Source organism: Actinoplanes sp. NPDC051851 (genome assembly GCF_040681165.1).
Classification (GTDB): Bacteria; Actinomycetota; Actinomycetes; order Mycobacteriales; family Micromonosporaceae; genus Actinoplanes.
On sequence record NZ_JBFAYF010000076.1, the window covers coordinates 26264 to 36809 of the forward strand.

Annotated in this window: 12 protein-coding genes; 6 read left to right on the forward strand and 6 right to left on the reverse strand. The window is 71.5% G+C overall.

Annotated features, from left to right (window positions below):
* Positions 1 to 61 precede the first annotated feature (61 nt).
* Both AB0M08_RS41540 and AB0M08_RS41545 read right to left on the reverse strand, forming a co-directional pair.
* Positions 62 to 316, reverse strand: coding sequence for a WhiB family transcriptional regulator (locus AB0M08_RS41540; RefSeq protein ID WP_093619131.1), 255 nt, complete (start codon positions 314 to 316; stop codon positions 62 to 64).
* A 410-nt stretch (positions 317 to 726) separates the two neighbouring features.
* On the reverse strand, positions 727 to 1677 hold the full coding sequence (locus AB0M08_RS41545) for a diacylglycerol kinase family protein (RefSeq protein ID WP_364505915.1): 951 nt from the start codon (positions 1675 to 1677) through the stop codon (positions 727 to 729).
* 72 nt (positions 1678 to 1749) lie between these two features.
* Here AB0M08_RS41545 and AB0M08_RS41550 point away from each other — a divergent pair, with 72 nt between their 5' ends.
* A complete protein-coding gene (locus AB0M08_RS41550) occupies positions 1750 to 2145 on the forward strand; it encodes a hypothetical protein (protein ID WP_364505916.1) in 396 nt (131 codons plus the stop codon).
* A 125-nt stretch (positions 2146 to 2270) separates the two neighbouring features.
* Entirely contained in the window at positions 2271 to 2969 is a 699-nt protein-coding gene (locus tag AB0M08_RS41555; RefSeq protein WP_364505917.1) for a FadR/GntR family transcriptional regulator, read from the forward strand.
* A 200-nt stretch (positions 2970 to 3169) separates the two neighbouring features.
* Here the strand turns inward: AB0M08_RS41555 and AB0M08_RS41560 are convergent, their stop codons facing one another.
* Both AB0M08_RS41560 and sodN read right to left on the reverse strand, forming a co-directional pair.
* The gene (locus AB0M08_RS41560; RefSeq protein WP_364505918.1) at positions 3170 to 3577 is read right to left on the reverse strand and encodes an ATP-binding protein; all 408 of its coding nucleotides are present in this window, start codon (positions 3575 to 3577) and stop codon (positions 3170 to 3172) included.
* Between the two features lie 98 nt (positions 3578 to 3675).
* Positions 3676 to 4080 carry a superoxide dismutase, Ni gene (gene sodN, locus AB0M08_RS41565; protein WP_364505919.1) on the reverse strand — a complete coding sequence of 135 codons (405 nt, stop codon included), beginning with the start codon at positions 4078 to 4080 and terminating at the stop codon, positions 3676 to 3678.
* An 84-nt stretch (positions 4081 to 4164) separates the two neighbouring features.
* Here sodN and AB0M08_RS41570 point away from each other — a divergent pair, with 84 nt between their 5' ends.
* From AB0M08_RS41570 to AB0M08_RS41585, 4 genes are all read left to right on the forward strand, one after another.
* Entirely contained in the window at positions 4165 to 4473 is a 309-nt protein-coding gene (locus tag AB0M08_RS41570; protein WP_364505920.1) for a S26 family signal peptidase, read from the forward strand.
* Positions 4474 to 4613: 140 nt separating this feature from the next.
* A complete protein-coding gene (locus AB0M08_RS41575) occupies positions 4614 to 5855 on the forward strand; it encodes an NADP-dependent malic enzyme (protein ID WP_364505922.1) in 1242 nt (413 codons plus the stop codon).
* 76 nt (positions 5856 to 5931) lie between these two features.
* Complete coding sequence (locus AB0M08_RS41580; protein ID WP_364505924.1) at positions 5932 to 6873, forward strand: zinc-binding dehydrogenase; 942 nt, start codon at positions 5932 to 5934, stop codon at positions 6871 to 6873.
* 77 nt (positions 6874 to 6950) lie between these two features.
* The gene (locus AB0M08_RS41585; RefSeq protein ID WP_364505926.1) at positions 6951 to 7115 is read left to right on the forward strand and encodes a hypothetical protein; all 165 of its coding nucleotides are present in this window, start codon (positions 6951 to 6953) and stop codon (positions 7113 to 7115) included.
* Positions 7116 to 7185: 70 nt separating this feature from the next.
* Here AB0M08_RS41585 and AB0M08_RS41590 read toward each other — a convergent pair whose 3' ends face one another.
* A complete protein-coding gene (locus AB0M08_RS41590) occupies positions 7186 to 8301 on the reverse strand; it encodes an acetate kinase (protein ID WP_364505928.1) in 1116 nt (371 codons plus the stop codon).
* Entirely contained in the window at positions 8298 to 10379 is a 2082-nt protein-coding gene (pta, locus tag AB0M08_RS41595; protein ID WP_364505930.1) for a phosphate acetyltransferase, read from the reverse strand. Before pta ends, AB0M08_RS41590 begins: the two co-directional genes overlap by 4 nt.
* Positions 10380 to 10546: the final 167 nt, after the last annotated feature.

Consider the following 10546-nt stretch of genomic DNA (forward strand, 5'->3'; position numbering starts at 1 on the left):
AACAGCAAGACGCCCCGGTGCCGTCAGGCCCGGGGCGCAAATGCTGTGTAGGGGGATTGAATCAGGCGGTGGGAGCGCCGACCCGAAGGCCACCGCGGCGCTTCACCGCGCGCCGCTCGTCCTCGCTCATCCCGCCCCAAACGCCGGCGTCCTGACCGGACTCGAGTGCCCACGAGAGGCATTCCTCGGTCACGGGACACCGCCGGCACACGGCCTTGGCCTGCTCGACCTGCAGGAGCGCGGGGCCGGACGTCCCGATCGGGAAGAACAGCTCCGGGTCCTCGTCGCGGCAGATCGCATCGTGACGCCAGTCCATGGCGGCAAACTCCTTGTTTCGGATGGGGTAATGAAAACAGTGCTGTTTACCTATATGCATGAGCAGTGGAGATCGACGGGTTGTGCTCGTCGGGTCACCAGTGCGTCAGCAAGCCTTTGCTTTGGTCGCTGTTTGGCGCTTCTGGATTAGGAACGCGCACAAGCAGCAACCGGTTACTTCATTTCGCTTGTGAATGCTTTCACGAACTTACGCGATGTCAAGGGTAGTGCCGGAAGTTTCTCCCGCTGGGTGAGCTGGCTCACGTACCCATATGTCCGGTTCGGCCGCTAGTGCCGGTGCCGGTTGAACAACGCTCCCATCAATGTAGTACGGTCACGGCCACTTCGCCGCCCTTTTGCCCGTGTTTCTGTAACGGATCGTGAGCACCCGTGGGAAGACGTACCCCGCGGTCAGCAGATCACACGCAGCGCCGAGGGGACGGACACGAAGTGCACCTTCTGCCGTTCACCGAGATAGTCGCCATCCAGCTGGAAAGCCTGGGGGCGGGACGAGACCACGGTGAACTCCGGTTGGTCATGCAGCCGTAACACTTGTTTACCTCGGAGATCACCGGACCGCCACGCGAGTTGTGTCACGGTCCGCGTGGTGCCGGCGACGTTCAGCCTGCGCAGGGCCACGACATCCAAGCCCAGATCGAACGAGGCGTCCGGATTGGGATCGACCGGACGGTCACCCACGTACGTCCAAGGGGCGGTGTTCTGCACGATGACCGTGCCGAGACCCGATGCCCGCGGCTCACCCGGTCGTTCCAGGGACATCGGCGGATCGGACCGGTCGACACCGGTGAGGAATTGGCCGACCATCGCGCGCACGTAGAGACCGGGGGTGGACGTCCGTCCGCGGAGCCGGGCCTGCTCCACCCGGCGGACCACCGCGGCGTCCAGGCCGAGCCCGGCGGTGAAGGTGAAGTAGCGATCGTCGGCGCGACCGAGACTGATCACTCGGTGCCGCCCGTCGCGGAGGCCGTCCAGTATCACGCTGGTGCCCTCGGCCCAGCCGGACGGGAGCCCGAGCGCGCGGGCGAAGACGTTGGTCGAGCCGCCGGGCACCACCGCGAGCGCGGGGAGTGCGTACGCGGCGGGGCCGGAGATCCCGGAGAGCGCGGCCGGCGCGGTCATCAATCCGTTGACCGCCTCGTTGACGGTGCCGTCGCCGCCGAGCGTGACCACCAGGTCGACGCCGCTCTCCGCCGCCGACCTCGCGAGGGTGGTGGCGTGCCCGCGGCGCTCGGTGTAACGGACCGTCAGGTCGACCGCGCTGGAGAGCGCGCGGACCAGAACGTCCCGGGCACGCTCGCCGGTCGTCGTCGCCCGGGGGTTGACCACCAGCAACGCGCGCATGGCGGCACTGTACCCGCCGAGGACCGCCGGACTCCCCGCCGAAGATGAACGGGGCGGTCGTATGGTGCAGCGGTGACCAGTGAGAATCCCGTGACGACCGCGGCGGTGTCCCTCGATTGGGGGGTCCGGCTGCTCTACCTGCAGGGCGCCGGGCTGGCGGTGCTCGCCGCGTACCTCGTCGTCCTCGATCTGACCGGCGACCTGGTGGACGCCGGGGTGGCCGTGTCGCTCACCGTGATGGCCGCGCTCGCCGCCGGGGTGATCGTCCTGATCGCCCGGGCACTGGGCCGTCGCGCCGTCCGCGCCCGGGGCCCGGCCGTGGTGGTGCAGCTCTTCCTGCTCGCGACGGGCGGCTTCCTGGTGCAGGTCGGGCCGGTCTGGGCGGGCGTGGTCCTGCTGGCGCTGGCCGCCGTCACCGCGGCGCTGATCCTGGCCCCGCCGAGCAGCCGGGCACTCGGCGTCAACTGAGCGACGCCGGTGTCAGCCGATCCGGTGACCGCAGTGGGCTGTCCGGCCTGCGAAAAGTCGGTCAGTGGAGCGCTGCACGTCGATTAGTGGGTCGAGGGTCGCGGATCTGGGCCTAACCTGGACGAGTGACCGGCTCAACGGTGCGCCCACCCGCCTATCAGCAGCTCGCGGACGAGCTGCGAGCGGACATCACGTCCGGGCGCCTGCGACCGGGCGAACGCCTTCCACCCGAACCCGAACTGTGCGTCAAGATCGGCGTCAGCCGGAGTACGGTCCGTGAGGCGTTGCGCCTGCTCGCCAGCCAGCATCTCATCGTGACCACCCGCGGGGTGACCGGTGGGAGCTTCGTGGCGCACCCGGACGCGAGCCAGCTCGCGGACGGGCTCTCCACCGGGTTCGCGCTGCTCGCCCACTCCAACGACGTGGGGCTGATCGACCTGCTCGAACTGCGCCGCGCGCTCGAGGTGCCGGCCGCCGGGCTGGCCGCGGTACGCCGTACCGACGCGGACCTGTTCGAGCTGCGGGAGGCGTACTTCGACCCGGTCAACGACGATCTGGACACCATGCTCGCGCAGCACTCGGTGTTCCACCGGGCGCTGGCCCGGGCCACCGGCAACCCGCTCTTCGAGCTGGTCGGGCGGCCGCTGTACCACGCGTCGTACGGCGAGGACGTGTTCGCCGGGCTGCCGGAGGGGTACTGGAGCCGGATCGACGCGGATCATCGTGCGCTGGTGGACTGCCTCGCCGCGCGGGACGCCGAGAGCGCCACCCGGACGGCGGCCCAGCACCTCGACTACATCGCCCTCGCTGCGGCGTCCCGTTGAGGCGGCGCGGTCTCCGGACGAGGGAGGCGGTGTCCCGCCGAGGAGGCGCGGTTTCCGGACGAAGGGCTGCCCAGGGGGTTGCGGGTGACACTCTGGAACAGTGCCCCGGCGGGGGCGGCGTCCCGTCGAAGGGTGAGGGGCGGCGTCCCGCTGAGGGGCGGGTGCCGACCTCACACGTACGGGAGAAGGGGTTTGATCTGTTAGAACTCGGTGCGGCGGGTGAGCAGGCGGATCGTCGCGTGCCGGCCGGTGGCCTCGGCGGACGCGGACGTGGTCAGGGCGGTCAGCACCTTCCACGCGAACGACGACTCGGACGGCAGACGCGCGCCGCGCACGGTCGTGACGGTGACCTCGACGGTCAGCGCGTCCTCGGTGACCGCGAACCGGCACTCGAGCTCGGCGCCGCGGGTGGCGATCGCGAGCAGCATGGCGCAGGCCTCGTCGACGGCGATCCGCAGGTCCTCGATCTCGTCGAGCGCGAAGTGCAGCCGGGCAGCGAGGCCGGCGGTGGCGGTCCGGAGCACGCCGAGGTACCCACCGTCGGCCGGAACCGTCAGGAGTACGACGTCGTCTCCGACTTCCGGCGCCGTCTCGGTCAGCTGAATCACCCGGGCCCCTCCTCCTGTCGGTGGAGACTCTAACCGGTCACGTGCGGTAACGGGAGAGGCCGGCGCATCCATCGCGGACGCGCCGGCCCGGGTCCCGCTCAGGCCTGCTTGGTCTCCCAGAAGATCTTGGAGATCTCCTCGATCTTGCCGAGCAGCTGGTCGGCGATCGCGACGTCCACCGAGCCCTTGGCGCCGGCGGCCCCGGCCAGCTTGGTGGCCTCGTTGAACAGCTGGTGCAGGTGCGGGTACTTCTCGAAGTGCGGGGCCTTGAAGTAGTCCGTCCACAGCACCCAGAGGTGGTGCTTGACCAGCTCGGCGCGCTGCTCCTTGATGAGGATCGCCCGAGTGCGGAACTCGGGGTCCGTGTTCGCCGCGTACTTCTCGGCGATGGCCTTGACCGACTCGGCCTCGATCCGGGCCTGGGCCGGGTCGTAGACGCCGCACGGCAGGTCGCAGTGGGCGCTGACCACGGTGCTCGGCGTGAGGAAACGCGGAAGTCGCATCAGGACTCCTCCATAGAATTTGCGATGATCCGGCTTGACACTACCCCTTACATCCCGGGGCTAACGCGACGGAGGCTTGATGCCTTGAGGTGGCACTTACCACTGTTCGCCGCATTGGTGAACGGCCCTTCCATGGTCCCCACGCTGCACTCCGGTGACGCCGTCGTGGTCCGCCGCGGTGGACCGGTAAGGACCGGTGACGTGGTGGTGGCGAGCTTCCGGTCCCGCCCCGGGCTGCTCGTCGTCAAGCGCGCGGTGCGCGAGCAGGACGGCGGCTGGTGGATCGAGGGCGATAACTCCTTCGTCCACGACGACTCGCGGGCGTACGGGGTGGCGGATGTCATCGGGCGCGTGTTGTTCCGCTACTACCCGAGGCCAGGGCGGTTAAGTTAGTCTCCAGTATCCCCAGCGCACACCCGCGCTGCGGTCGCTGTACCGGGTGATCCCCGCTAGCACCGCCGTCCTGGCGCATACTCGCGACCAGAGCTGTGGCAGGTGCCACGTATCAATGTCGATGCCGTGTGGAGTTCACCGTGTCTTTCTTCAGTTTCGAGCTCGATCCTGCCCTCGCCGCCGATCCGGTCTTCGACCTGCATCGCCAGGGCAAGATGACGATGAGCGCGACCATCCCGCTGGCCAGCCGGGACGACCTCTCCCTCGCCTACACCCCGGGCGTCGCCCGGGTCTGCGAGGCGATCGCCGAGGACGAGGCGCTCTACCCCGACTACACCTGGACCTCGAACGTGGTCGCGGTCGTCACCGACGGCTCCGCCGTCCTGGGCCTGGGCAACATCGGTCCCAAGGCCGCGATGCCCGTCATGGAGGGCAAGTCGGTCCTCTTCAAGCAGTTCGGCGGGGTCGACTCGATCCCGATCTGCCTGGACACCCAGGACGTCGAGGGGATCATCGCGACCGTCACGGCGATGGCGCCCTCGTTCGGCGGCATCAACCTGGAGGACATCAGCGCGCCGCGCTGCTTCGAGATCGAGCGCCGCCTGGACGCCGCGCTCGACATCCCGGTCTTCCACGACGACCAGCACGGCACCGCGGTCGTCACGCTCGCCGCGCTGCGCAACGCCGCCAAGCTGCTCGGACGCTCCTTCGACGACCTGCGCGTGGTCGTCAGCGGGGCCGGCGCGGCCGGGGTCGCGATCACCAACACGCTGATCGCGGCCGGGGTCCAGGGCGCCAACATGATCGTCGTCGACTCGCGGGGCATCATCCACGCCGACCGCGGCGACCTCAGCGGCATGAAGGCCGAGCTGGCGGCGACCACCAACGTCTCCGGGCGGACCGGCGGCATCACCGAGGCCCTGATCGGCGCGGACGTGCTGGTCGGCGTCTCCGGCGGCAACATCGACGAGGAGGCGCTGGCCGGGATGGCCCCGGGCGCGATCATCTTCGCGCTGGCCAACCCGACCCCGGAGGTCCCGCCCGCGGTCGCCCACAGGTACGCCGCGATCGTCGCCACCGGCCGCAGCGACTTCCCCAACCAGATCAACAACGTGCTCGCCTTCCCGGGCATCTTCCGGGGCACGCTCGACGTCCGGGCCACCACGATCACCGACGCGATGAAGGTCGCCGCCGCCGACGCGATCGCCGCGATCGTCGCCGACGACCTGCGCCCCGACGCGATCGTCCCGTCCCCGCTGGACCCGCGGGTCGCCCCGGCGGTCGCCAAGGCCGTCGCCGCCGCCGCGATCCGGGACGGCGTGGCCCGCCGGACCACCGCTCTCTCTCCCGCGGCCGTCTCTCCCGCGGCCCAGTCCGCCTGACGTACGTCCGTTCCCGGCGCCGTCCCGCCCTCCCCGGCGGGGCGGCGCCGTGCTCTGCGGGGACTATCGTCGGATCATGCGTGCCGCCTATGCCTCCTCGATCAACGCCGACGACCCGATGAGCGCACTCACCCTCGGGGATCTCCCGTTCGCACCGCCGGACGGCTGGGTACCGGTGGAGGTCCGCGCCGGCTCGCTCAACCAGCACGACATCTGGTCGCTGCGCGGCGTCGGGCTGCCCGCCGACCGCCTCCCGATGATCCTCGGCTGCGACGCGGCCGGTGTCGCCCCGGACGGCGCCCGGGTGGTGGTCTTCCCGGTGGTGGAGGACCGGGCCGACCCGCGCGGCTACTCGCTCTTCTCCGAACGGCACCCCGGCACGCTCGCCGAGCGGATCGCGGCGCCGGCCGGGAACCTGATCCCGATCCCGGACGGCGTCTCGTTCGCCGAGGCGGCGGCGCTGCCGACGGCCTGGCTGACGGCGTACCACATGCTGGTGACCCGCGGCCGCGCCGCCGAGGCCTCGTCGGTCCTGGTCCAGGGCGCGGGCGGGGGCGTCGCCACGGCCGCGATCGCCCTGGCGGCGGCTCTCGGCCTGCGGGTGTACGCCACCAGCCGCGACCCGGGCAAGCGCGACCGGGCCGCCGAGCTGGGCGCCGTCGCGGTCGAGCCCGGGGCCCGGCTGCCCGAGCGGGTCGACGTCGTGATCGAGTCGGTCGGCGCCGCGACCTTCGACCACTCGATGAAGTGCTCGGCGCCCGGCGCCCGGATCGTGGTCTGCGGTGCCACCGCGGGCCACCGGGCCGACGTGGACCTGCGCCGGGTCTTCGCGATGCAGCTCGAGATCCTGGGCAGCAGCATGGGCACGCCGGCGGAGCTCGCGGCCCTGCTCGACCTGGTCGCGAGCGGCCGGGTCCGTCCGGTGATCGACTCGACCTACCCGTTCGCCGAGATCCCGGCCGCCTTCCGGCGTCTCGCCTCGGGCGACGTCTTCGGCAAGGTCGTCATCGAGCACTGACCCCGTGTCGCACAGTCTGTCCGGTGAGGGGGTGGCGGAGTTCGCCGGCGTTGCGGGGTTTCGCTAGGGTCGGGCGCATGTCTGACCAGAACGTCGACCCGAGCGGGAACACCGAGGCGTTCCGCGCGTTCAGCCGGGACACCCCGGAGCCGGCCGCGCCGGCCTCCAAGACGCCGTTGGTGATCGGTGGCGTCGTCGCCGTCGTGCTGATCCTCGCGATCGCCTGGTGGGCGCTCTCCTAAGACCGCTTTTGATCAGCCGGTCAGCGGGGCCGGGCAGTCAGTGGGGCCGGCGGTCATCCCGGTCGTCCCTTCAGCTCGCCAGCCCGGTGGCCCGGCGGGTCTGCTCGGCGATCTCCAGCTCCTCCTCGGTCGGGATCACGCAGACCGCGATCGGGCTGCCGTCCGGGGAGACGACCCGCTCGCCACGGTCGTTGCGGGCCCCGTCGACGGCGATGCCGAGCGGCTCCAGGCCGGCGAGGGCCGCGGCCCGGACCTCCGGGGCGTTCTCGCCGACACCGGCGGTGAAGGTGATCGCGTCCACCCGGCCCAGGACGGCCAGGTAGGAGCCGACGTACTCGCGGATCCGGCGGACGTAGACCTCGAAGGCGAGCGCGGCGTCCGCGTCCCCGGCGGCCCGGTGCTCCAGCACCTGGCGCATGTCGTTGACCCCGGCCAGCCCCTGCAGCCCGCCGCGGCGGGTGAGCGACTCCTCGATCTCGTCGAGCGACAGCCCGGCCACCCGGTGCAGGTGGAAGAGGACGCTCGGGTCCACGTCACCGGAGCGGGTGCCCATCACCAGGCCGGGCAGCGGGGACATGCCCATCGACGTCGCCACGCTCCGGCCACCCCGGACCGCGGCCGCGCTGGCGCCGTTGCCCAGGTGCAGGGTGATCACGTTGGTCTCCGCCACAGGACGGCCGAGGACGCGGGCGGTCTCCCGGGAGACGTACGCGTGCGACGTGCCGTGAAAGCCGTAGCGCCGCAGCCCCCAGCGGGCGGCGAGCTCGCGGTCGACCGCCCAGAGGACGCCCTCCGGCGGGATCGTCGCGTGGAACGCGGTGTCGAAGACGGCCACCTGCGGCACGTCCGGCAGCAGCTTGCGGGCCACCCGGATGCCGGTCAGCGCGCCCGGGTTGTGCAGCGGGGCGAGCGGGATCAGCTCCTCGACGGCGGCGGCCACCTCGTCGGTGATCACGGTCGCCGCGGTGAAGCGCTCGCCGCCGTGCACCACCCGGTGCCCGACCGCCGCCAGACCCGTCAGGTCCAGCTCGTCCATCACGCCCTGCAACGCCTCACGGTGGTCGGCCGCCGCGCCACCGGCCTCCCCGATCCGCTCGACGTGCCCCTTGGCGACCACCTCGGAGCCGTCGAAGAGCCGGTATCGCACCGAGGAGGAGCCGCTGTTGAGTACGAGTACGCGAGTCACTTCGCTCCTGCCTGGATCGCGGTGATGGCGACCGTGTTCACGATGTCCTTGACCGTCGCGCCCCGGGAGAGGTCGTTGACCGGGCGGCGCAGACCCTGCATGACCGGGCCGACCGCGACCGCGTTCGCCGAGCGCTGGACGGCCTTGTAGGTGTTGTTGCCGGTGTTCAGGTCGGGGAAGACGAAGACGGTCGCCTGCCCGGCCACCGAACTGCCGGGCAGCTTGGTGGCGGCCACCGCCGGGTCGATCGCGGCGTCGTACTGGATCGGACCCTCGACGGGCAGGTCCGGGCGGCGCTCGCGGACCAGGGCGGTCGCGGCGGCCACCTTCTCCACGTCGGCGCCGGCCCCGGAGCTGCCGGTCGAGTAGGAGAGCATCGCCACCCGGGGTTCGATGCCGAAGGCGGCTGCGGTACGCGCGGACGAGAGCGCGATGTCCGCCAGCTGGGCGGCGTCGGGGTCCGGGTTCACGGCGCAGTCGCCGTAGACCAGCACCCGGTCGGCGAGCAGCATGAAGAAGACGCTGGACGCCACCGAGACGTCCGGCACCGTCTTGATGATCTCGAAGGCCGGGCGGATCGTGGCGGCCGTCGTGTGCACGGCACCGGAGACCATGCCGTCGGCCAGCCCGGCGTCGACCATCAGGGTGCCGAAGTAGTTCACGTCCCGGACCACGTCGTACGCCAGATCGTGGCTCACCCCACGGCTCTTGCGCAGCTCGGCGTAGCGGGTGGCGAACCGCTCCCGCCACTCGCTGGCCGCCGGGTCGACCAGGTTCGCCCCGCCGATCTCGACGCCCAGCTCGCGGGCCCGGCGGGTGATCTCGGCCGGGTCGCCGAGCAGGGTCAGGTCGGCCACCCCGCGGCGCAGCAGGGTCTCCGAGGCGCGCAGGATCCGCTCCTCGGCGCCCTCCGGCAGGACCAGGTGCCGGCGGTCGGCGCGGGCCCGGTCGATCAGGTCGTTCTCGAACATCAGCGGGGTCACCCGGCTGGAGCGGGCCACCTCGAGCGCCTCGGAGAGGGCCACGGTGTCCACGTACTCCTCGAAGACGCCGAGCGCGGCGTCGACCTTGCGGGGGGTGCTGATCTGCGCGCTGATCCGGCTCGCCGCGGAGATGGTGTGGTAGCTGTCCGACTGGGCGACCACGATCGCGAGGCCGGTGTTGAGGCCCTCGATCACGCGTACGGCCCGGGGGTCCGGGGGCTCGCCGAGGGTCAGCATCAGGCCGGAGAGGGTGACCGTGCCGGCGGCGTGCGCGGCGCTCGCGGCGACCAGCAGGTCGGCCCGGTCGCCGGGGGTGATCAGCAGGGCGCCCTCGGTCAGGTGCTCCAGGACCGTGGGGACCTGGGCGGCGCCGACGACGTAGTCCAGCACGTCGCGGTCGAGGGCGCCGGGCGTACCGGAGAAGACGGTGGCGTCCAGGGCCGCGGCGACCTCGCCGACCGTCGGCGCGGCGAGGACCGGGACCTCGGGCAGCTCCCAGAGCGGGACCGGCAGCTCGGCGGCGGGCCCGTCGATCGCCTCCGGCGACACCCGGTTGGCGATCACCGCCACCACGGTCGCGCCCAGGTCGGCGAGCGAGTGGTACGCGCTGCGGGCCACCGCGGCCAGCGACTCCGGGGTACGCCCGGCGCCGCTCACCACCGGGATCACCACGCTGCCGAACTCGGTCGCGAGCCGGGCGTTGAAGGCGAGCTCGCGGGGGAGCTCGTCGCCGCCCTCGTCGGGTTTGTCGGTGAAGTCGCTGCCGACGATCACCACCGAGGTGCTGCGCCGCTCGACGGCACGGTAGCGCTCGACGATCCGGCCGATCAGCTCCTCCCGGCGGCCGTCGGCGACCAGCGCGGACGCCTCGGCCAGGGTGACGCCGAAGGAGTCCGCGTACGGCACCGGGCCGGGATAGCGCTCGCCGAAGAGCGTCAGCAGCGGGTCGGGACCGGCGGCGGAGACGAGGGGACGGAAGACGGAGACCCCGGCGATCTGCCGGGACAGGAGTTCGACGAGGCCGAGAGCCACGGCGCCCTTACCGGCGCCCCGACCCAAGCCCGCCACATAGACACTGCGCGCCACGGATCTCAACCTACCCGGCGTACGGGCCGAATACCGGGCCGAAAGTCCCCCGGAAGAGGGGCTTCGGTTGTGATCTTGAGCCTAGTACGGCAGCCGCCATTAGCAGTCTGACCTGCTGGGATGTGGTGGGGGCGGGGTCCAACATGGACGCAGCCGCCTGTTGATCATGTGTTTGT

Excerpts from the sequence above, each read along its gene's own strand:
- AB0M08_RS41585 (WP_364505926.1), top strand. The coding sequence starts at position 6,951 with ATGTCTGACCAGAACGTCGACCCGAGCGGGAACACCGAGGCGTTCCGC.
- sodN (WP_364505919.1), bottom strand. The coding sequence starts at position 4,080 with ATGCGACTTCCGCGTTTCCTCACGCCGAGCACCGTGGTCAGCGCCCAC.
- AB0M08_RS41580 (WP_364505924.1), top strand. The coding sequence starts at position 5,932 with ATGCGTGCCGCCTATGCCTCCTCGATCAACGCCGACGACCCGATGAGC.
- AB0M08_RS41540 (WP_093619131.1), bottom strand. The coding sequence starts at position 316 with ATGGACTGGCGTCACGATGCGATCTGCCGCGACGAGGACCCGGAGCTG.
- AB0M08_RS41545 (WP_364505915.1), bottom strand. The coding sequence starts at position 1,677 with ATGCGCGCGTTGCTGGTGGTCAACCCCCGGGCGACGACGACCGGCGAG.